Source organism: Pseudomonas sp. EA_105y_Pfl2_R69 (assembly GCF_963970915.1).
Classification (GTDB): Bacteria; Pseudomonadota; Gammaproteobacteria; order Pseudomonadales; family Pseudomonadaceae; genus Aquipseudomonas.
The window spans coordinates 143285-164497 of the sequence record NZ_CAXAOO010000005.1 but is presented as its reverse complement, the minus strand read 5'-3'; the positions used below and the strand labels follow the sequence as shown (position 1 = coordinate 164497).

General features: G+C 64.5%; 23 protein-coding genes. 10 read left to right on the top strand and 13 right to left on the bottom strand.

Going from position 1 to position 21213, the window contains the following annotated elements; translation table 11 throughout:
- Positions 1-8 precede the first annotated feature (8 nt).
- From AACY13_RS15655 to AACY13_RS15615, 9 genes are all read left to right on the top strand, one after another.
- Positions 9-599: a YggT family protein gene (locus tag AACY13_RS15655; RefSeq protein ID WP_339462506.1), complete on the top strand. Its 591-nt coding sequence runs from the start codon at positions 9-11 to the stop codon at positions 597-599.
- Positions 599-895 (top strand): DUF167 family protein, encoded by a 297-nt coding sequence (locus tag AACY13_RS15650; RefSeq protein ID WP_339462505.1) that lies wholly within the window; start codon positions 599-601, stop codon positions 893-895. The genes AACY13_RS15655 and AACY13_RS15650 overlap by 1 nt, the downstream gene beginning before the upstream one ends.
- A 207-nt stretch (positions 896-1102) precedes the next feature.
- The gene (locus tag AACY13_RS15645; RefSeq protein WP_339462504.1) at positions 1103-3085 is read left to right on the top strand and encodes a dynamin-like GTPase family protein; all 1983 of its coding nucleotides are present in this window, start codon (positions 1103-1105) and stop codon (positions 3083-3085) included.
- 92 nt (positions 3086-3177) lie between these two features.
- Positions 3178-4317 carry a homoserine O-succinyltransferase MetX gene (gene metX / locus AACY13_RS15640; RefSeq protein ID WP_339462503.1) on the top strand — a complete coding sequence of 380 codons (1140 nt, stop codon included), beginning with the start codon at positions 3178-3180 and terminating at the stop codon, positions 4315-4317.
- Positions 4318-4319: 2 nt separating this feature from the next.
- Positions 4320-4940 carry a methionine biosynthesis protein MetW gene (metW, locus tag AACY13_RS15635; RefSeq protein WP_339462502.1) on the top strand — a complete coding sequence of 207 codons (621 nt, stop codon included), beginning with the start codon at positions 4320-4322 and terminating at the stop codon, positions 4938-4940.
- 42 nt (positions 4941-4982) lie between these two features.
- Entirely contained in the window at positions 4983-5402 is a 420-nt protein-coding gene (locus AACY13_RS15630; protein WP_339462501.1) for a DUF4426 domain-containing protein, read from the top strand.
- A complete protein-coding gene (gene rdgB / locus AACY13_RS15625) occupies positions 5399-5995 on the top strand; it encodes an RdgB/HAM1 family non-canonical purine NTP pyrophosphatase (protein ID WP_339462500.1) in 597 nt (198 codons plus the stop codon). Before AACY13_RS15630 ends, rdgB begins: the two co-directional genes overlap by 4 nt.
- On the top strand, positions 5992-7203 hold the full coding sequence (hemW, locus tag AACY13_RS15620; RefSeq protein WP_445262583.1) for a radical SAM family heme chaperone HemW: 1212 nt from the start codon (positions 5992-5994) through the stop codon (positions 7201-7203). The genes rdgB and hemW overlap by 4 nt, the downstream gene beginning before the upstream one ends.
- Before the next feature lie 32 nt (positions 7204-7235).
- Positions 7236-7559, top strand: a complete 324-nt coding sequence (locus AACY13_RS15615; protein ID WP_339462499.1) for a DUF3392 domain-containing protein — start codon at positions 7236-7238, stop codon at positions 7557-7559.
- Positions 7560-7772: 213 nt separating this feature from the next.
- On the opposite strand, the gene AACY13_RS15610 is transcribed toward AACY13_RS15615, so the two are convergent.
- The 5 genes from AACY13_RS15610 to AACY13_RS15590 all read right to left on the bottom strand — a co-directional run bounded on the left by AACY13_RS15610 (position 7773) and on the right by AACY13_RS15590 (position 11939).
- Complete coding sequence (locus tag AACY13_RS15610; protein ID WP_445262582.1) at positions 7773-9101, bottom strand: DUF1329 domain-containing protein; 1329 nt, start codon at positions 9099-9101, stop codon at positions 7773-7775.
- A gap of 187 nt (positions 9102-9288) precedes the next feature.
- A complete protein-coding gene (trmB, locus tag AACY13_RS15605; protein WP_339462688.1) occupies positions 9289-9960 on the bottom strand; it encodes a tRNA (guanosine(46)-N7)-methyltransferase TrmB in 672 nt (223 codons plus the stop codon).
- Positions 9961-10401: 441 nt separating this feature from the next.
- Positions 10402-11196: a thiazole synthase gene (locus tag AACY13_RS15600; RefSeq protein ID WP_339462498.1), complete on the bottom strand. Its 795-nt coding sequence runs from the start codon at positions 11194-11196 to the stop codon at positions 10402-10404.
- 52 nt (positions 11197-11248) lie between these two features.
- The gene (gene thiS, locus AACY13_RS15595; protein WP_339462497.1) at positions 11249-11449 is read right to left on the bottom strand and encodes a sulfur carrier protein ThiS; all 201 of its coding nucleotides are present in this window, start codon (positions 11447-11449) and stop codon (positions 11249-11251) included.
- Positions 11450-11552: 103 nt separating this feature from the next.
- Entirely contained in the window at positions 11553-11939 is a 387-nt protein-coding gene (locus tag AACY13_RS15590) for a DUF423 domain-containing protein (RefSeq protein ID WP_339462496.1), read from the bottom strand.
- A 67-nt stretch (positions 11940-12006) separates the two neighbouring features.
- On the opposite strand from AACY13_RS15590, the gene mtgA reads away from it, so the two are divergent.
- Positions 12007-12756 (top strand): monofunctional biosynthetic peptidoglycan transglycosylase, encoded by a 750-nt coding sequence (gene mtgA / locus AACY13_RS15585; RefSeq protein WP_339462495.1) that lies wholly within the window; start codon positions 12007-12009, stop codon positions 12754-12756.
- Here the strand turns inward: mtgA and AACY13_RS15580 are convergent.
- The 8 genes from AACY13_RS15580 to AACY13_RS15545 form a co-directional block, all read right to left on the bottom strand.
- On the bottom strand, positions 12753-13364 hold the full coding sequence (locus tag AACY13_RS15580; RefSeq protein ID WP_339462494.1) for a hypothetical protein: 612 nt from the start codon (positions 13362-13364) through the stop codon (positions 12753-12755). The genes mtgA and AACY13_RS15580 overlap by 4 nt on opposite strands.
- 209 nt (positions 13365-13573) lie before the next feature.
- Positions 13574-14428 (bottom strand): RNA polymerase sigma factor RpoH, encoded by an 855-nt coding sequence (rpoH, locus tag AACY13_RS15575; RefSeq protein WP_339462493.1) that lies wholly within the window; start codon positions 14426-14428, stop codon positions 13574-13576.
- 108 nt (positions 14429-14536) lie between these two features.
- Positions 14537-15553 carry a permease-like cell division protein FtsX gene (gene ftsX / locus AACY13_RS15570; protein ID WP_339462492.1) on the bottom strand — a complete coding sequence of 339 codons (1017 nt, stop codon included), beginning with the start codon at positions 15551-15553 and terminating at the stop codon, positions 14537-14539.
- The gene (gene ftsE, locus AACY13_RS15565; protein WP_339462491.1) at positions 15550-16218 is read right to left on the bottom strand and encodes a cell division ATP-binding protein FtsE; all 669 of its coding nucleotides are present in this window, start codon (positions 16216-16218) and stop codon (positions 15550-15552) included. The genes ftsX and ftsE overlap by 4 nt, the downstream gene beginning before the upstream one ends.
- A 2-nt stretch (positions 16219-16220) precedes the next feature.
- Positions 16221-17606 carry a signal recognition particle-docking protein FtsY gene (gene ftsY, locus AACY13_RS15560; protein ID WP_339462490.1) on the bottom strand — a complete coding sequence of 462 codons (1386 nt, stop codon included), beginning with the start codon at positions 17604-17606 and terminating at the stop codon, positions 16221-16223.
- Positions 17607-17943: 337 nt separating this feature from the next.
- Positions 17944-19182, bottom strand: coding sequence for a 3-(3-hydroxy-phenyl)propionate transporter MhpT (gene mhpT, locus AACY13_RS15555; RefSeq protein WP_339462489.1), 1239 nt, complete (start codon positions 19180-19182; stop codon positions 17944-17946).
- Positions 19183-19274: 92 nt separating this feature from the next.
- Positions 19275-20360, bottom strand: a complete 1086-nt coding sequence (locus tag AACY13_RS15550; RefSeq protein WP_445262586.1) for a polyamine ABC transporter substrate-binding protein — start codon at positions 20358-20360, stop codon at positions 19275-19277.
- A gap of 32 nt (positions 20361-20392) precedes the next feature.
- Positions 20393-21139, bottom strand: coding sequence for a TorF family putative porin (locus AACY13_RS15545; RefSeq protein ID WP_339462487.1), 747 nt, complete (start codon positions 21137-21139; stop codon positions 20393-20395).
- Between the last annotated feature and the right edge of the window lie 74 nt (positions 21140-21213).

Genomic DNA, 21213 nt, shown 5'->3' with positions numbered 1-21213 from the left:
GAACCAACATGATCGGACTCAACACCGCCGCGGTTTATATCCTGCAAACCATCGGCAGCCTCTACCTGCTGGTGGTTCTGCTGCGCTTTATCCTGCAACTGGTGCGGGCCAACTTCTACAACCCCGTATGCCAGTTTATCGTGCGCGCCACCCAACCCCTGCTGCGCCCCCTGCGCCGGCTGATCCCCAGCTTTGCCGGTCTCGACCTGGCTTCCCTGGTGCTGGCGATCCTGGTGCAGCTGGTGCTGATGGCGCTGACCCTGCTGCTGCTCGGCTACGAGCTGAACAACCCGCTGCAATTGCTGGTCTGGTCGATCATTGGCGTGACGGCGCTGTTCCTCAAGGTGTTCTTCTTCGCCCTGATCATCAGCGTGATCCTCTCCTGGGTAGCTCCCGGCACCCACAATCCAGCGGCCGAGCTAATCAACCAGATCTGCGAACCGCTGCTCGCGCCGGTCCGCCGCATCCTGCCGAGCCTGGGCGGCCTGGACCTGTCGCCGATCGTGGCCTTTCTGCTGCTCAACCTGATCGACATGCTGGTGATCCGCAACCTGGCGATCATGACCGGCATGTACAAGGGCCTCAGCCTGGCGATCTGATGAGTCATTACCACTGGGATGGCGAGGACCTGATTCTCGACTGCCACCTGCAGCCCAAAGCGAGCAAGGACGAGTTCGCCGGGCTGCACGGCGAGCGGATCAAGATTCGCCTGACCGCGCCGCCCGTCGATGGCAAGGCCAACGCCAGGCTGCTGGCCTTTCTCGCCGAAGCCTTTGCTGTCGGCAAAAGTCAGGTCAGCTTGGAAAGCGGCCAGCAAAGCCGCCAGAAGCGGGTGCGAATCAGGCAGCCGCGGCACTTTCCGGCCGTACTCGGGGTGACCGTCGAGGCATCCTGACCGACCCTAAGTCTAGAGTTGTACGACGGGCGATTGACGCCATTCGTATGAACAGCATAATGCCAGATAGCCAGCCCGCCGAAATCGCCCCCTACCGCAGACCGGCACAACGACTCGCGGCACTGGCATGGTGCAGCAGATATCCAGCCCCCGCGGGCTTCCCGCCGGGCCAACCCTTGTGGACGGATCAAGCAGAGGAAAGCCCGGATGAGCATGGAACGTCTCAGTCAGCAGGTCGATGCCTACGTCGCCTGGAAGCGCGAGCTGATGCGCGAGATCACCCGCTATCGCAGCTGGCTGGTGACCAACCGGCTCAACTCCGAAACCGTGGAAGCCAAGCTCGAACGCGCGCTCAAGCTGCTGCGCACCGACCATATCACCCTGGCCTTCGTCGGCGAGTTTTCCCGCGGCAAGACCGAGCTGATCAACAGCCTGTTCTTCTCCCAGTACGGCCAGCGCATGCTGCCCTCGCAAGCCGGGCGCACCACCATGTGCCCCACCGAGCTGTTCTTCGACCCGCGCTCGGAGCGTTCCTATATCCGCCTGCTGCCGATCGAGACGCGCATCGCCGAGGCCAGCATCGCCCAGTTCAAACGCATCCCGCGGCACTGGGTGAATATCCCCTTGGACCTCAGCGACCCGGACAATATGGTCCAGGCCTTTATCCAGGTGGCCAAGACCAAACCCATGCCGGTCGAACAGGCCATCGCCCTGGGCTTCCATCCGGACATGCTGGAAAGCACCAGCAAGCCCGGCGAGGTGCTGGTACCGGCCTGGCGCCACGCCCTGGTCAACCTCGATCACCCGCTGCTGCGCCAGGGCCTGCGCATCCTCGACACCCCCGGGCTGAACGCCCTGGGCAGCGAGCCGGAGCTGACCCTGTCGATGCTGCCCAGCGCCCAGGCGATCATCTTTATGCTGTCCGCCGACACCGGCGTCACCGCCAGCGACATGGCGGTCTGGCAGCAACATATCCGCCAGCTCGACGACGACACCCAAACCTGCCTGTTCGCCGTACTGAACAAGATCGACATGCTCTGGGACGACCTGGCCGGCGAGGCCTTCGTGCAGAATGCGATTCGCCAGATCCAGACCGGCACGGCCCGGCAACTGGGCATTAAGGTCGACGAAGTGCTGCCGCTGTCGGCCAAGCAGGCGATGCTCGCCAAGGTGCGCAAGGACCCAGAACTGCTGGCCCGCAGCCAGATGGTCAACCTGGAGAAGCTACTCTGCGACCGCATCATTGCGCAGAAGGAGCGCCTGCTCGAGGGCCGTGTGGTCAACCAGGTGCTGGCTATGCTGCAGAACAGCGAGCATGTCCTCAAGCTGCGCCTGGACAAGGTCAACGAGCAGCAGGCCCTGCTCGACAACCACCAGCAGGACAACGGCCAGCTGCTGTTCGAACTGACCGCCAAGACCAAGCAAGAGCACAGCCTGCACCACCGCCGCCTGCTCGGCCTGAAAACCAACCAGCGCCTGCTCAAGCGCCAGGGCGAGCTGCTGCGTAGCGCCGCCCGCGGCGAGCGCCTGGATGAGCACCTGAACAAGGTGCGCCGCAACCTCACCGGCAGCTGGACCACCCTGGGCATCAACCAGGCCATCCTGCACTTCTTCCGCAGCGTGGAGCAGGACCTGCACAACCTGGCCCAGGAAGCCGAGATGGCCAACAAGATGGTCGCCGCCATCTACCGCCGGCACAACGAAGACAACCCGCTGCACGGGGTCGACGCCCCGCAGTTCAATATCGGCCGCTACCAGCGCGAGCTCAGGCTGCAACAGGCCAAGGCCGATCAGTTCCGCCTGCACCTGAAAACCCTGCTCACCGAGCAGCGCAGCCTGAGCAAACGCTTCTTCGCCACCCTGGTGCAGGAAGTCATCGGCCTGCATCAGCGCCTGCGCCTGGAGGCCGAGCAATGGGCCAGCGATGCGCTGATGCCGTTGCTGCAACACAGCCTGGAGCACAAGCAACTGCTGGAAACCCATATGCTGCGGCTCAAGGCCCTGGCCCAGCAAACCCAGCAGGCACGCCAGCGCGGCCAGCAACTGGGGCGCTACGCTGCCGAGCTTGAGCAGCAACTGGCCCAGGCCGGCGATATGCTGCGCATCCTGCGCCGTCCGGCCCCGGTACAACGCCAGGGCAAGGTCGTCACCCTGCCGGGAGCCGCGCGCCCGCACAGCGTCGGCGAATAGCCAGACAGCCCTCCGCTTCGCCGCCCCGTGCGCTTGCCGCCCGCGGCGGCGCTCTTTAGACTGCGGCTCTTCTTTGATTACGAGCAGGGTCGATGTCGACTGCCTTCCCCCAAGACTCTGTTGGCCTGGTGACGCCCCAGCTGGCGCATTTCGCCGAACCCCTGGCGCTGGCCTGTGGGCGCAGCCTGGCCGACTACCAACTGATCTATGAAACCTATGGCCAGCTGAATGCCACGGCGAGCAACGCCGTGCTGATCTGCCACGCCCTCTCCGGTCACCATCATGCCGCCGGCTACCACCGCGCAGATGAACGCAAGCCCGGCTGGTGGGACAGTTGCATCGGCCCCGGCAAACCGATCGACACCAGCAAATTCTTTGTGGTCAGCCTCAACAACCTCGGCGGCTGCAACGGCTCCACCGGCCCCAGCAGCCTCAACCCCGCCACCGGCAAGCCGTTCGGCGCGGACTTCCCGGTGATGACCGTGGAAGACTGGGTGCACAGCCAGGCGCGCCTGGCCGACGCCCTGGGTATCGCACAATGGGCCGCGGTGATCGGCGGCAGCCTCGGCGGCATGCAGGCCATGCAGTGGGCGATCAGCTACCCCGAGCGCATCCGCCACTGCCTGGCCATCGCCTCCGCGCCCAAGCTGTCGGCGCAGAACATCGCCTTCAACGAGGTGGCGCGCCAGGCCATCCTCACCGATCCGGACTTCCATGGCGGACATTTCCAGGAGCAGGGGGTGATCCCCAAGCGCGGCCTGATGCTGGCGCGCATGGTCGGCCATATCACCTACCTGTCCGACGACGCCATGGGCGAGAAATTCGGCCGCGGACTGAAGAGCGAGAAGCTCAACTACGACTTCCACAGCGTCGAGTTCCAGGTGGAAAGCTACCTGCGCTACCAGGGCGAGGAGTTCTCCGGGCGCTTCGACGCCAACACCTACCTGCTGATGACCAAGGCGCTGGATTACTTCGACCCGGCGGCGGCCTTTGACGGCGATCTGGCCAAGACCCTGGCGCACGTCAGCGCCGACTTCTGCGTGATGTCCTTTACCACCGACTGGCGCTTCTCGCCGGTGCGCTCGCGGGAAATCGTCAACGCCCTGACCGCCGCGCGGAAGAACGTCTGTTACCTGGAGATCGACGCGCCCCAGGGTCACGACGCCTTCCTGATCCCCATCCCGCGCTATCTGCAGGCCTTCGACAGCTATATGAAACGGATCAAGGTGTAGCCATGCGAGCGGATCTAGACATCATTCAGGAATGGATTCCCGCCGGCAGCCGGGTCCTCGACCTGGGCTGCGGCAATGGCGAACTACTGGCCTGGCTGACCGAGCACAAGCGGGTTTCCGGCTACGGCCTGGAAATCGATGCGGACAATATCGCCCAGTGCGTCAGCAAGGGCGTCAACGTGATCGAGCAGAACCTCGACAAGGGCCTGGGCAACTTCGCCAGCAACAGCTTCGACGTGGTGGTCATGACCCAGTCGCTGCAAGCCCTGCATTACCCGGACAAGGTGCTGGCGGAGATGCTGCGCATCGGCAAGACCTGCATCATCACCTTCCCCAACTTCGCCCACTGGCGCTGCCGCTGGTACCTGGCGAGCAAGGGCCGCATGCCGGTCTCGGACTTCCTGCCGTACACCTGGTACAACACGCCGAATATCCACTTCTGCACCTTCGAGGACTTCGAAAACCTCTGCCATGACCAGGGAGCCAGCGTGATGGACCGACTGGCGGTCGACCGCGACCATCGGCACGGCTGGGCCAGTCGGATCTGGCCTAATCTATTAGGTGAGATCGGTATCTACCGGATCAGCGGCCCCGATGCTCTGGCCGCGCCGCTCGCCCAGTAGGCCGGTCGTCGCCAGCGCGTCACTTATTTCAGGAGCACCCTTATGAACCGCCTTGCCCTCTTCCTTATCGCCCTGTGTCTGAGCCTGCCGGCCCTGGCCGAACGCAAGCAGAGTTACGGCGACCTGGACGTACACTACATCGCCTTCAACTCGGGCTTTCTGCAACCGGAGGTCGCCGCCGCCGCGGGCCTGGTGCGCAGCAAGACCCAGGGCGTGGTGAATATTTCCGTGCTCAAGGCCGGCACCGCCAGCAACGCCAGCGTCAGCGGCGAGGTCAAGGACCTGGTCGGGCGCAGCCACCCGCTGAACTTCAAGCAGGTCACCGAGGGCGAGGCCATCTATTACCTGGCCCAGTTCCCCTTCAGCCAGCGCGAAATGCTGCGCTTTACCATCAATGTCATCGCCGCCGACGGCGTGACGCACAGCTTCGACTTCAACCAGGAATTCTTCCCAGACGAATGATCCACTTCAACGAGCTCGTACTCGCCAGTCATAACGCCGGCAAACTCAAGGAACTCCAGGCCATGCTCGGCAGCAGCGTACGCGTGCGCTCGGTCGGCGAGTTCTCCAGGGTCGAACCGGAAGAAACCGGCCTGTCCTTTGTCGAGAACGCCATCCTCAAGGCGCGCAACGCCGCCCGGGTGTCCGGCCTGCCGGCGCTGGCCGACGACTCCGGCCTGGCGGTGGACTTTCTCGGCGGCGCGCCGGGCATCTACTCGGCGCGCTACGCAGACGGCCAGGGCGATGCGGCCAACAACGCCAAGCTGCTCGAGGTGCTGAAGGATGTGCCGGATGCCGAGCGCGGCGCGCAGTTCGTCTGCTGCCTGGCCCTGGTGCGGCATGCCGACGACCCGCTACCGATCGTCTGCGAGGGCCTCTGGCACGGGCGCATCCTGCACGCTGCCCAAGGCGTGGACGGCTTCGGCTATGACCCGCTGTTCTGGGTGCCCGAGCGCGATTGCTCCAGCGCCGAACTGGCGGCGGCCGAGAAAAACCAGATCAGCCACCGCGCCCGCGCCATGGCCCTGCTTAAGCAGAGACTGGGCCTGGCATGAGACCAGCCCCCTCACCCCGATCGCGGGTCGCCCCGGCCCCTCTTCCAGAGGGCGAGGGAAGCAAAAGCAGCTTTCAGCTCCCCCCTCTGGCGCTCTATATCCACATCCCCTGGTGCGTGAAGAAGTGCCCCTACTGCGACTTCAACTCCCACGCCGCCGGGCCGACGCTGCCGGAAGAGGAATACGTCGACGCCCTGCTGGCGGATCTGGATGCCGATCTGGCGCGGGTCCATAACCGCCCGCTGAGTTCGATCTTCTTCGGCGGCGGCACCCCCAGCCTGTTTTCGGCCAGGGCCCTGGGTCGCCTGCTCGAAGGCGTCGAGCGGCGAGTGGAGTTTGCACCTGATATCGAGATCACCCTGGAAGCCAACCCCGGCACCTTCGAACAGGCCAAGTTCAAGGATTACCGCAGCCTGGGCATCAACCGCCTGTCGATCGGCGTGCAGAGTTTCCAGCCGCCCAAGCTGATCGCCCTGGGGCGCATCCACGATGGCGCTGAAGCCGTGCGCGCGGCGGATATGGCCCGCGCCGCCGGCTTCGACAACTTCAACCTGGACCTGATGCATGGTCTGCCGGAGCAGTCCATCGAGGACGCCCTGAGCGACCTGCGCACCGCCATCGCCCAAGGGCCGACACACCTGTCCTGGTACCAGCTGACGGTGGAGCCCAACACGGTGTTCTGGAGCCAGCCGCCGGTGATGCCGGAGGACGATATCCTCTGGGATATCCAGGAAGCCGGCCAGGCCCTGCTGGCCGCCGAGGGCTACGGGCAGTACGAAGTCTCCGCCTACGCCCAGGCAGGCAAAGCGGCGCGGCACAACCTCAACTACTGGACCTTTGGCGACTTTCTCGGCATCGGTGCCGGTGCCCACGCCAAGCTCAGCCACCCGGACGGCCGCATCAGCCGCAGCTGGAAGACCCGCCTGCCCAAGGACTACCTGGACAGCAGCAAAGGCTTTAGCGCCGGCGAGCGGCCCCTGGGCGCGGACGAACTGCCCTTCGAGTTTCTGATGAATGTGCTGCGGCTCACGGACGGCGTCGCCAGCGAGCTATTCACTCAGCGCACCGGCCTGCCCCTCGCCCAGCTCGCCGCCGCACGGCGCGAGGCCGAGCAGCGCGGCCTGTTGCACGCCGACCCGACACGCCTGAGCGCCACCCGCGAAGGTCAGCTGTTTCTCAACGACCTGCTGCAACACTTTCTGCCCTGAAAGGCTTACTGCCCTACGACTAAGGAAACCGGATGGACCTGCTACTCGACCTGATCGTCACCCTCTCGCGCTGGAGCCGCAGCCACCTCTACGATATCTCCCTGGCGATCATGGCCACCCTGCTGGTGCTGTTCGGCCCCGGCATCAACGCCTGGGTGCAGCGCTCCACCGCCAGCATGAACTTTATCCTGCGCACCCTGATCTTCGTCCTGCTCTGCGCCGTGGGCTACGGCCTGGTAATCGTCTTCGTCACGCCGATGCTGGGCAAGGGCCTGGGCCACTTCAACAACTTCACCCTGGCCCCGGTGCTGATTCTGGTGTTCTTCGTCATCGGCATCCTCGCCGACCGCAACTAGCGGCCAGCCAACAAGCCCGCGCCGGCACTCGGTCAAACGGCCTGATCGCTGGAGTAGGCACCCAGGCCGGAGTCCTGCACAGCATCGACATCACTCCGATAAAAATGCGCGAAAGGCATCTCTAGCGCCGCGCCGCTGCCCGAAAGGTGGCGGCCATGGATGGCAAGGCATAAAAAAACCGCCCCGAAGGGCGGCCTCTTGGCATGACTGAACTCAGTTGCCTTCGCGGCGCAGGGCCTGCGGGGTGAAGTCGCGAGGACTGAGCTGGGCCTTGAAGTTGTACATGGGCTCGTTGTTGTCCAGGCCGTCGACGAAGTAGCGCTTGCCCTTGAAGTCGTAGATGGTTTCCAGGGTGCTGCCGAACATCGGCACGTCGTAATAACTGATCGGGTGGCTTTCCTGCAACCCGATCAGCTCGCCAGCCTTGTCGTACAGATCGACCGTCAGCACCTGCCAGCTGTCCTCGTCGATATAGAAGCGACGCTTGGCGTAGGGGTGACTGAAGCCCTTGCGCAGATCGGCCTCCACCACCCAGACGCGGTGCAGCTCGTAGCGCAGCAACTGTGGGTTGACGGTATCGCGCTGCAGGATGCTGTCGTAAGGGATGCCCTGCTGGTGCACCGCATAGCTGTTGTAGGGCACCAGCATTTCCTGCTTGCCGAGCAGCTGCCACTCGTAACGGTCCGGCGCGCCGTTGTAGACATCCACCTGATCGGCGGTGGCCAGGCCATTGGTATCCGGCTGCAGGGTGTCGTAGGCCAGCATCGGCAGACGCCGCACGCGCCGCTCGCCACGGCTGAAGCGCCAGGCCTTGCGGATCGCCAGCACCTGGTCGAGGGTTTCCTGCACCACCAGCGCCGAGCCCGAGAGCTTGGACGGGGCGACCACCTTGTACTTGTAATAGAACAGGGTGTTGTCCAGGTCCTGCGGGGTGACGCCCTCGCGACCGTAGAGGAAGTAGATGTCGCGCTCCAGCTTGAGCAGGTTATAGGAGCCGTTGGCCAGCACCGCCGCCTGGTTGGTGACGAAGCCGATCTGCTCGCCGCGGTAACGCATGATGTGGTTCCAGATGGCTTCCTGGCCGGTTTGCGGCAGCGGGAAGGGGACACCGGCCGCCACCCCATCGACGCCATTGCCGCCGGAAATCAGCTCCGCGCTCTGCGCATTGAAGCGCGTGGCGTCATAGATGCGTTGCGGGGCGGCCGCGCTACGGCGAGTAGGGAAAACCCGCAAAAAGTAATCCGGGTTCTTCTCCAGCAACGCCTGCAAGCCCGCCGGCAGCTGCGCCTGATGCTGCGCCAGATTCTGGCTGTTGACCTGATACAGCACGGCGTCCTGGGCATAGGGGTCGGGGTGGTGCATGCCGGCCCGGTAGTTGGCCGGCGGTTGCGCCAGGCCGCCCTCCCAGCTGGGGATGGTACCGGCGGCATTACCCGCGCGCTCGCCCCCGAGGGGGGTCAGATCCTGGCCGAGACGGCCAGGCTGGGCCTGCACCTGCAGGGCAAAGGCCGTCAGCAGTAGACACGATAAAACTTTCAACACAGCGATCTCCTCGCAACCTGGCCGAAGCAGGGCTGCTGTTCTTATGCCCCGACCGTAGCGGGCGGGTTGATTGACCGTCTTGGTGAGGAGCCATCCTGGCGGGAGGCGGCTGGGCCGCTCTTGTGCGGTCATCCCTGTGCTTGTTCTTATCCGGAGGACGCGCCAGCCATGCGGCGGCGCTGCTAGGTCAGGCGTTGCGCTGGAATTTCAGGTCCCAGACGCCGTGGCCGAGACGCTCGCCGCGGCGCTCGAACTTGGTGGTCGGGCGCTCCGGCGGACGCGGGACATACTGACCATCCTCGGCCAGGTTCTGATAACCGGGTGCCGCATTCATCACCTCCAGCATGTATTCGGCGTAGGGCTGCCAGTCGGTGGCCATATGCAGCACACCGCCGACCTTGAGCTTCTGCCGCACCAGTTCGGCGAACTCGGCCTGAACGATACGGCGCTTGTGGTGGCGCGACTTGTGCCAGGGGTCGGGGAAGAATAGCAACACCCGGTCGAGGCTGGCGTCGGCCACACAGTGGCGCAGCACCTCCAGGGCATCGCAGCTATAGACGCGCATATTGCTCAGGTTCTGGGTCATCAGGCCGTTGAGCAGGGCACCGACGCCCGGACGGTGCACCTCGACGCCGATAAAGTCCTGCTCGGGCGCTGCGGCGGCCATTTCCAGGGTCGAGTGACCCATGCCGAAGCCGATTTCGAAGGTGCGCGGCGCACTGCGACCGAACACCTGATCGAAATCGCGCAGACCGTCTTCCAGCTGCAGGCCGAACTTCGGCCAGCCCTGATCGAGACCACGTTGCTGGCCTTCGGTCATGCGCCCGGCGCGCATCACGAAACTCTTGATGGTACGCAGGTTACGCGGGGCGGCGCCCTCGCCTGCTTGCTGGATCTCGTCGCTCATAAGGTTCTCTGCCGCCTGTCTGGAATCTCGCCGCACCCATTCGGGGCCGCGCAAAGGGCGCGCAGTTTACCCCGAGTGACGCGGCCTGCCGAGCCCGTTCTGTCGCGTATGAATCAGGGTCTATGCAAAGTCTCGCGAGCTAGAGTCATGCAAGGCGCTACGTTAGTAACAGCCTCCGGCTGGTCAAAGCGGCGAGGGAGCGGAGTTTACGAGCTGTAAATGAGCATAACTCGCTGCGCTCGCCCTGCGGGCCGTCCTGCGGACGTTCAGTGACAAGTCACTGTCCGAGCCTGTTTGACTCGCTTTGCTCGCCCTTCGGGCCAGCCTTCGGCTGTTACTCCCGCTCGTCGTAGCAACGCAGCAGGGCCGACGCGCAGCAGACTTTGAACAGGCTCAGTTGATCAGGCCATCCAGCGGCGAAGAGGCGCTGGCGTACAGCTTCTTCGGCATGCGCCCGGCCAGGTAGGCCATGCGCCCGGCGATGATCGCGTGCTTCATCGCCTCGCCCATCAGAATCGGGTTCTGCGCGTGGGCAATCGCGCTGTTCATCAGCACCGCCTCGCAGCCCAGCTCCATGGCGATGGTGGCGTCCGACGCGGTGCCGACGCCGGCATCCACCAGCACCGGCACAGTCGCCTCTTCGAGGATGATGCGCAGGTTGTAGGGGTTGCAGATGCCCAGACCGGTGCCGATCAGGCCGGCCAGGGGCATCACCGCGATGCAGCCCATGGCCGCCAGTTCACGGGCGATGATCGGGTCGTCGCTGGTGTAGACCATCACGTCGAAACCGTCCTTGACCAGCACTTCGGCTGCCTTGAGGGTTTCGATCACGTTGGGGAACAGGGTCTTCTGGTCGGCCAGCACTTCCAGCTTGACCAGCTTGTGGCCGTCGAGCAGCTCGCGGGCCAGACGGCAGGTGCGCACAGCCTCGACCGCGTCGTAGCAGCCGGCGGTGTTGGGCAGGATGGTGTAGCGCTCGGGGCTGATCACATCCAGCAGGTTCGGCTCGTCCGGATTCTGCCCGATATTGGTACGGCGCACCGCCACGGTGACGATCTCGGCACCCGAGGCCTCGATGGCCAGGCGGGTCTCCTCGAGGTCCTTGTACTTGCCGGTGCCGACCAGCAGACGCGACTGATAGGTGCGGCCGGCCAGGGTAAAGGGCTTGTCGCTGCGAACGTGGCTCATCGGGTATTCCTCTTGGCGTGGACGGTAGCGGGAGAAGACGAGCTGTGGGTCGTCAACCGCCGCCAATGGCATGCACCACTTCAACCCGGTCGCCTTCGCTCAGGGCGGTGCTGGCGTGCTGGCTGCGCGGCACTATGTCCAGATTGAGTTCGACCGCCACGCGGCGTCCAGCCAGATCGAGACGCTCGATCAGCCCGGCGATGGTGGCACCGTCGGGCAATTCGAATGCTTCACCGTTTAACTGAATATGCATGACGGCAGGGTCACAACTGGGGAAAGGGTCGGCATTCTAGCCTGATCGCGGGGCGTGGACCAAGGCTAAAGGCTGCCGTTCGTCCTGCTTTCTGACTCACGAGTCAGGCGCTTTTACCCACCCCCATCCTCCAGGCCGCCAGGCCCAGGCACAGCCAGCCGGCGAGGAACGCCAGGCCGCCGAAAGGGGTCACCATGCCCAGCGCGCTCACTCCGCTGAGGGTCAGCAGGTACAGGCTGCCGGAGAACAGGACAATGCCCAGGGCGAACAGCGCAGCGGCGCAGTTGACCAGCCGCCCCGGCCGCTGTAGCGCCAGCAGGCCCACGCCGAACAGGGCCAGGGCATGGATCAGCTGGTAGTGGGTGCCGGTCTGGAACACCGCCAGGTAGTCGACCGTCAGCCGGCCCTTGAGGCCGTGAGCGGCAAAAGCCCCGAGGGCCACGCCGGTAAATCCGGCGAAAGCGGCCAGCAACAGGCAAAGACGCGCCATGTATCACTCCAGGAACAGCGGATGGGCTGGCTATAATGGCCCGCTCATTCGTTCCGGCCAAGCCCGCATGTTTCGATCCATTGCCCGTCGCCTGCTCAAACTCCTGCTCTGGCTGATTATCGGCTCGGTATTGCTGGTGCTGCTGTTTCGCTGGGTGCCGCCACCGGGCACCGCGCTGATGGTCGAACGCAAGATCGAGTCCTGGAGCGGCGGCCAGCCCATCGACCTGCAACGCAGCTGGCGGCCCTGGCGCGAGCTGCCAGACCATCTGAAGATGGCGGTGATCGCCGCCGAGGACCAGAAATTCGCCGAGCACTGGGGCTTCGATATCGCGGCGATCCAGGCGGCCCTGGCGCACAACCAGCAGGGCGGCTCGCTGCGCGGGGCCAGCACCCTTAGCCAGCAGGTGGCCAAGAACCTGTTTCTCTGGTCGGGCCGCAGCTGGCTGCGCAAGGGCCTGGAGGTCTGGTTCACCGGGCTGATCGAGCTGCTCTGGCCCAAGCAGCGGATTCTCGAGGTGTACCTCAACAGTGTCGAGTGGGGCGGTGGCATCTTCGGGGCCGAAGCGGCGGCGCAGCATCACTTCAAGACCGGCGCATCCTACCTGTCGCGCCAGCAGACCAGCCTGCTGGCCGCCGTACTGCCCAACCCGCGGGCCTGGAGCGCCAGCCGCCCGAGCGCCCAGGTCGGCCGCCGCGCCGCCTGGATTCGCCAGCAGATGTGGCAACTGGGCGGCAGCCATTACCTCAACCGCATGCAACCGCAACGCCCGGGCTGGTGGCCCAGGGAACTACCGGAGTGGCTGGAGGGCGGCTAAGGCTGTTGAAGCAAACGCCGCGGCACGGCATAGAGAAAATACAACTCGTCGTCCTGCAGGTGCGCAGTCATGCCCAGTTCGGGATAGACCCAGGCCTGACCCTCGGCCAGTTCCAGGGTCAGGCGCGGCTGACCGAGGCTGGCCGCCAGGCGCGCGCTGGCCAGCGGGGCCGGCGGCAACAGGGTCAGCGCAACGATCGGGCGATTGGCCAACGACACCAGCAGCTGACTGCCCAGTGGCTGCTCCTTATCCGTCGGCTTTAACCCGGCGGCGGCCAGCAGGCTCGCGCGCTCGGCCTTGTCCAGACCGACTTCCGCCTCCAGCGACCAATTGCCGTCCGCATCCTGCAATTCGCCGCGATACAGCAGGCGTGCACCGTCCAGATTGGGCTGCAGCCAGAGCTCGCCATCCAGGGCATCACCCAGGTGCACCAGGCTCAGGCGATCATCGGCCAGGGGCGCGAGCACCTGCTCCTGCCACTCGACCAGCCAGGGCAAAGGCTGCGCGGCCGGCTGCGGACGCATCAGCCACGCGCCCCAGGCAAAGAACAGGGCGGCAACCACGGCAAAGATCAGCCAGTGCTGCGGGCGTATGGGTGGCAATTTCATCGAGTTTTTCCTTGACCATAAAAATCGCCGGAAGCGATTTTTAACATCGCATAGCGACGGCCCGCAGGGTGGCCGCCAGGAATGGTAGGCATAAAAAACTGCCCGGAGCAGTTTTTAACGTCGCGTAGCGACGGCCCGAAGGGTGGCCGCCAGGGATGGTAGACCATAAAAAAGCCGCACCTGGGTGCGGCTTCTGACAGTAGCGCGATTTACGCCGCGATCGAGCCCTTGAGCTTGTTCATGGCGTTCTTCTCCAGCTGGCGGATGCGCTCGGCGGAGACGTTGTACTTGGCCGCCAAGTCATGCAGGGTGGCCTTCTCCTCGGCCAGCCAGCGCTGGTAGAGGATGTCGCGGCTGCGCTCATCCAGACCTTCCAGGGCTTCGTGCAGATTGGCATTGGAGCTGTCGCTCCAGTCCGAGTCCTCCAGCTGACGGGCCGGGTCGTAGCGGTGGTCTTCCAGGTAATGCGCCGGCGACTGGAAGGCGCTGTCGTCATCGGCCTCGGCGGCCGGATCGAAGGCCATATCGTGGCCGGTCAGACGGCTTTCCATCTCGCGCACTTCACGCGGCTCGACCCCTAGGCTTTCGGCCACGGCGTGCACTTCGTCATTGTTCAGCCAGGCCAGACGCTTCTTCTGGCTGCGCAGGTTGAAGAACAGCTTGCGCTGCGCCTTGGTGGTGGCGACCTTGACGATGCGCCAGTTGCGCAGGATGAATTCGTGGATCTCGGCACGGATCCAGTGCACGGCAAAGGACACCAGGCGCACACCCATTTCAGGGTTGAAGCGCTTGACCGCCTTCATCAGGCCGACATTACCTTCCTGAATCAGGTCGGCCTGGGCCAGGCCATAACCGGAGTAGCTGCGGGCGATATGCACGACGAAACGCAGGTGAGCCAGGACCATCTGCCGGGCGGCTTCCAGATCCTGCTTGTAGAAGAGGCTTTCCGCCAGTTCGCGTTCCTGCTCAGGGGTCAGCAGCGGAATGCCGTTGACCGCATGCACGTATGCCTCCAGGTTGGCACCCGGAACCAGAGCATGAACAGGTTGCAAAGAAGTGGACATTTGGATCCTCCGACTTACGAATCGAACGCAGTGTAGCACCGAGCTGTATGACTAGAAACGTATCTACAAGTTCCGTTACAGATAGTCAACATCAATAAAAACAATAACTTACCTAGGGGCCAATTCATTTAGGTGACGAGCGACCGCCAACCAGGCACCAATATAGCCCAACAGTACCGCCCCGAGCAGCAGGGATAGACCATCGGCTAACGGCACCCCGTCCAGGGCGAAATCGCTGCCATAGAGCCCCGCCAGGCGCACCACGGCATCGTCCAGCCAGCCCAGGCCATAGGCCAGCAGCAGCCAGGCCAGTAAGCCGGCCCCGAACCCATAAAGGGTACCCATATAGAGGAAGGGCCGGCGCACATAACTGTCGGTACCGCCCACCAGCTTGATCACCTCGATCTCGGTGCGGCGGTTCTCGATATGCAGGCGAATGGTATTGCCGATCACCAGCAGCAGCGCCAGCACCAGCAACAGGGTCAGGCCGAAGACGAAACGTTCACCGAGTTTGAGCATGGCACTCAGGCGCTCGACCCAGAGCAGATCGAGCTGCGCCTGCTGCACCTTGGGCAGTTCGGCCAGGCGCAGGCGCAGGGCTTCGAGGGCAACCTTGTCGACTTCCTGCGGGGTCACCACCACTACGCCGGGCAGCGGATTATCCGGCAGCTCCTTGAGCGCTTCGCCGAGGCCAGACTGCTGCTGGAACTCGTCCAGGGCCCGTTCTCGGCTGATCCACTCGGCCTCGCTGACATCCGCCATGGCGGCGATCTGCTCGCGCAGCGCCTGACCTTCGGCGTCGCTGGCATCGAGCTGGAGAAACAGGGAAATCTGCGCGGCGCGTTGCCAGGAACCGCCCAGACGCTCGACGTTGTCCAGCAGCAGGGCCAGACCCATGGGCAGGCTCAGGGCCACGGCCATCACCAGGCAGGTGAAGAAGCTGCCGATGGGCTGCTTGCCCAGGCGGCGCAGGCTGTCGACCAGGCTGGCGCGGTGGCTTTCCAGCCAGGCATTGACCTGGCTGCGCAGGTCCGGGCCGTCGTCCGGGGTCGGTGCGTCGGCCTTCTTCGGCGCGGCACCGACGCGTTGCGCCGGCTGCGGCGGCGGCATGCGGGTTGCGCTCATACGGCCTCCCCGTCGCCGATCAGGCGACCACGTTGCAGGGTCAGCATGCGGTGACGCATGCGCGCGATCAGGGCCAGGTCGTGACTGGCGATCAGCACGCTGGTACCCAGCCGGTTGATGTCTTCAAACACCCCCATGATTTCCGCGGCCAGGCGCGGATCGAGGTTGCCGGTCGGTTCGTCCGCCAGCAGCAGGGCCGGCTGGTGCACCACGGCGCGGGCGATGCCGACGCGCTGCTGCTGACCGGTGGACAGGTCGCCGGGGAACTGCTCGGCCTTGTCCGACAGCGACACCCGCTCCAGGGCACTGCCGACGCGCTTGCCGATTTCGCCCTTGGACAGGCCGAGAATCTGCAGCGGCAGGGCGACGTTGTCGAACACGCTGCGGTCGAACAGCAGTTGGTGGTTCTGGAACACCACGCCGATCTGCCGGCGCAGGTAGGGAATCTGTGCATTGGTGATCTGCGCCAGGTCCTGGCCGGCCAGCAGCAGCTTGCCGCTGGTCGGGCGCTCCATGGCCAGCAACAGGCGCAGCAGGGTGCTCTTGCCGGCCCCGGAGTGCCCGGTGACGAAGAGGAACTCGCCACGGCGCACGCGGAAACTCAGCTCGTGCAGACCGATATGCCCGTTGGGGTAGCGTTTACCGACCTGTTCGAAACGAATCATCCCTATTTCTCCGCAAACAGCGCCTGGACAAAGGCCTCGGCCTCGAAGGTGCGCAGGTCGTCGATCCCCTCGCCCACCCCGATATAGCGAATCGGCAGGGCGAACTGCTTGGCCAGGGCGAAGATCACCCCGCCCTTGGCGGTGCCGTCCAGCTTGGTCAAGGCCAGACCGGTGAGGTTGACGGTCTGGTTGAACTGCTTGGCCTGGTTGATGGCGTTCTGCCCGGTGCCGGCGTCCAGCACCAGCAGCACCTCGTGAGGCGCGCTGTCGTCGAGCTTGCCGATCACCCGGCGGACCTTCTTCAGTTCTTCCATCAGGTTGTCTTTGGTGTGCAGACGCCCTGCAGTATCGGCAATCAGCACGTCCATGCCACGGGACTTGGCCGCCTGCACCGCATCGAAGATCACCGACGCCGAATCGGCCCCGGTGTGCTGGGCGATCACTGCAATCTTGTTGCGCTCGCCCCACACCTGCAGCTGCTCGACGGCGGCGGCGCGGAAGGTATCGCCGGCGGCCAGCATGACCTTCTTGCCGTCCTGCTGGAGTTTTTTCGCCAGCTTGCCGATGGTGGTGGTCTTGCCCGCACCATTCACCCCGACGACCAGAATCACATAGGGCTGCTTACCGGTATCGATCTGCAGCGGCTGCTCGACCGGCCTGAGCAGCGCGGTCAGCTCTTCCTGCAGGGCCTTGTACAGCGCGCCGCTGTCGGCCAGCTCCTTGCGCGCCACGCGGCGGGTGAGGTTCTGCACGATGGCGGTGGTGGCCTCGACGCCGACGTCGGCGGTGAGCAGACGGGTTTCGATATCTTCCAGCAGTTCATCGTCGATGGCTTTCTTGCCGAGAAACAGGCTGGCCATGCCCTCGCCCAGGCTGGCGCTGGTCTTCGACAACCCCTGCTTGAGGCGGGCGAACCAGCCGCCCTGGTTATCGCCCGGTTTATTCTGCTCGACCTGCACCTCAGCCACCGGGGCCTCCGGCACGAGCGGCGCAACCGGCTCGGGCTCCGGGGCATGGATGACGGGATGCAGCACTTCGCTGCCGGCATTGATGCGGAACCGCGAAGGCCGTGGTGCCTGCACCGGCTCCGCCGCAGACACGGACGGCGCAGCCCCTGCGGGCTCTGCCGGCGGCGTGACCGGAGCAACCGGCTCGACCAGCGGTGCTGCGGTCTCTTCAGCTTGCGGCAGCGTTGGCTCTGGCACTTGCGACTCTGGGGCAGGCGTCGCTTCAGCCGGCTCAGGTGCCGGGCTGCTGGCGGGTTCCTGGGGCTTCTTGCGCAACCAGCCAAACAGGTCTTTTTTCTCCGCGACTTTCTCGGCGGATGGCGGCACAACGGGCGTGGTGCCGGGTGCTGGGGTCTTCTTGTCGTCGTTGGAACCAAACATGGAGGACGGCTATCTCAAAGGTGCGGCGCGCCAGTGGGCGGGTCTGAAACTTGAACTGTGCAGCAAAATATAAAGCCGAAGGAGGCGCACAGTAAAACTCAGACCGGATACCAGACGTGGTCGCCGGTAAGGTCGGGCAACCCCTGATCACTGCTGAGCGGGAGTTCCCAAGGACCGTGCGTGCGGCTAGACCGCACAGGGCTCAAGCCCACATCAAGCCAGTCCTACTGGCTGACAACACACGGGAATTGCGCGCGACTCTACCACTATCAGCCGCCGGGGAGCAGGTCTATCTGTCGCTTGCGGTCGAGATCGGCGCGAGCGCTACGGGGCGCGGTCACGCCCCGGCACTGGCGCTTGTGCATGCCCCGGCGCTATCGGCGGCGCGGCGCTGGCCACGCATCAGTGTCAGGGCCATCCCTGCCGATAGCAGCAGGCCGGGGGCAGCGGCAAACAGCACGGCACTGCCGCCCATCCCCAGCGCCAGAATCTGCCCCGCCACCAGAGGCCCCGCCATCGAGCCCAGACGCCCCACCGCGACGGTCGCCCCGACCCCCGTGGCACGGATGTCCGCCGGATACAGCATGGGGGCCAGGGCATACAGCACCAGTTGCCCACCAATGGCGCAGAACCCGGCGGCAGCCCCCGCCAGCAACAGCAGCTCGAAGCGCTGCAGCAGAGCGAGCGCCGCCAGGGCGACCAGCAGGCCCAGATAGGTGCTGAGCACCACCAGCACGGGACTGGCGCGGTCCATCAAGCGGCCCGTCAGGATCGACCCGGCCGCGCCGCCGAGATTGAACAGTATCTGCACGTAGCCCGCCTGAACCTGGTCGTAACCCAGGGCAACCAGCAATGACGGCAACCAGTTCAGCAGCATGTAGAGCACCGCCAGGGTAAAGAAGCTGCTCACCCAGATCAGCAGCGTCGCCGTAGCCCGACCCTCGACGAACAGACCGCCGAGCGCCGAATCGCGCCCACTGGCGCTGTCGCGGCGAACCAGCGGAGCCCCGCGCAGGAACCTGGCCAACAGCCCGGCGACCAGTATGGGCGCGAGCCCTCCCATGTAAAAAATCAGCCGCCAGTCTTCCCCTACACCCAGCACGCCCATCAGGGCGGCGGCCGCGCCGCCCAGGGGCACGCCGCAGTAGGTCAGGCTGACCACGGTGCTCTTCAGGCCGGCACTGGCCACCTCCGATGACAGGGCAATCAGAATCGGCAAGGCGGCCCCCAGGCCAAGACCGGTGGCCAGGCGCGCCAACAGCAGGGTGGAATAGCTACCGGCATGAGCGGTCAGCAACGAGAAGATCCCGAACAGCAGCACCGCTGCAATCAGCACCTCCTTGCGCCCCAGCCGATCCGCCAGCCAGCCGCCAAACAGCGCACCCGGCAACAGGCCGATCAAGCCGGCACTGAAGAACCAGCCGAGCTGGGCCGCGCTAAGGCCAAACTCCAGGGCGATATGGGGGGCCGCAATGCCGGCGGCCTGCAGATCGAAACCCTCGATCAGCGCGACGATAAAACAGAGGGCAATGGTCAGCGCCGGACTTGCCGGCGATGCCGCCTTGCGAACGAGCATAGGGACCTCGAATGTCGGGGGAGTTGCCGGGCTGGCGCAGCAACCCGGCGCTAGCAGGCTGCTACAAGCCACCTGCGCTGTTCAACGGCCTGCTAGCGGCCGGACTTGAGCTTGTTCCAGGAGCGGGTGATCCAGCGCATGACTTCAGGCGGTAGCTCCGAGGAGACATACAGCCGTTGCTGGACGGCGGCGGAAGGATAGACCGAGGGGTTCTGCCGCACGTCCTCATCCATCAGCGCGTCCGCCTGGGTATTGGGGTTGGCGTAACCGACATACTCGCTGACGTCGGCGATCACCTGCGGCTGCAACAGGTAGTCGATAAAGGCATGGGCCTGCTCGACGTTCTTCGCGTCACTCGGAATGGCCAACATGTCGAACCAGAGGTTGCCGCCCTCACGGGGCACCACGTACGCCAGCTCGATGCCGTTGCCCGCCTCCTCGGCGCGGCTGATGGCCTGGAACACATCCCCCGAATAGCCGAAGGCGATGCAGATATTGCCGTTGGCCAGGTCGGAGATGTAGCGCGATGAATGGAAGTAGGTGATATACGGGCGCAAGGCCTGCAGCTTGCGCTCGGCATCCTTGTAGTCCTTGATCCGCGTACTGTCGGGCGCAAGCCCCATGTAGTTGAGCATGGCCGGATAGAGTTCGTCGGCCGAGTCCATAAAGGACACCCCGCAGGCCTTCAGCTTCGCCAGGTTCTCCGGTTCGAACAGCACATCCCACGACTCGATCCGCTCGATGCCCAACACCTCGCGGACCTTCGCCACGTTGTAGCCAATACCGTTGGTGCCCCACAAATAGGGCACGGCGTACTGGTTGCCCGGGTCATTGGCCTGCAGGCGCTCGAGCAACTGCGGGTCGAGGTTGTTCCAGTGCGGCAGCCGGCTCTTGTCCAGTTTCTGGAATACCCCGGCCTTGATCTGCCGACTGAGGAAGTGGTTGCTCGGCACCACCACGTCATAGCCACTATTGCCGGCCAGCAGCTTGCCTTCCAGGGTTTCGTTGGAGTCGAACACGTCATACACCGGCTTGATGCCGCTGGCCTGCTGGAACTCGGCGAGGGTGTCCTCGGCGATATAGTCGCTCCAGTTGTAGATATTCACCACGGCCTGGGCCGAGGCCTGGCCGGCCAGCACCAGCAGACCGACTGCGGTGAGCAGAGCAGGGGATTTCATGATGTTCATGCGTCTGTCCTTGCGTGCGGGTATCAGAAGGTCTGGCTGGCACTGAAGACCAGGGTGGCGCTGCACAGATCGTCGTAACCGCTGAAACTCAGGCACTCATCCTTCGACAGGTCGGTATCGACATAGCTCAGGCCCCAGGTCACGCCGAGCATGTCCCGCTGCAGGCCGACGCTCCAGTTGTTGTACTCCTCCTCGCCGTGGCTCCAGTCCTTGTTGAAGAACACCTTGTCCTTGTAGTCGACGTTCTCGAACTTCAGCTCCAGGCCGATATCCAGCGGCAACAGGGTGCGGTAACCGGCGTACAGGCTGGCGCTGCTCTCGTCGGTATCGTCCGAGTGCTTGCCGCCGATAAAGAAGCCGTAGGCATCCAGGGTCAGGTAGATATCTGCACCGTTGAACTGGCTCTCGCCCGGATAGGTATAGCGGTTGTAATAGGCGTCCAGGCTGATGTCGTCGCTGATCTGCCAGTAGTAGCCGGCGTAGTAGTCGACCTCCTGACGGGTGCCGTAATCGTCGCCCCGTTCCCAGTCGTAGCCAAACTCGACATTGCTGGTCCAGACCCCGGCATACAGACCGCTGGCATGGGTCAACAGCGCATCCAGCTGAAACGCCGGATCGCCCAGGGTTTGCGAAATGCCGCTGGAGCGGTAATCGCTGAGCACTTGCGGGGTGATCGCCAAGGAGAACTGCTCGCTCAGCTCGATGGCTTGCGCCGTGTTCAAGGCGAGCAGGCTGAGGCCTGCCAGGGTTATGGCTTTGACTGCGTGCATGGGGATTTCCTTATTGTTATAGGGTGACGCTATGGGCTGACGCTTAAGGCTGCGCCCGGCCCCGGCCGCAACAG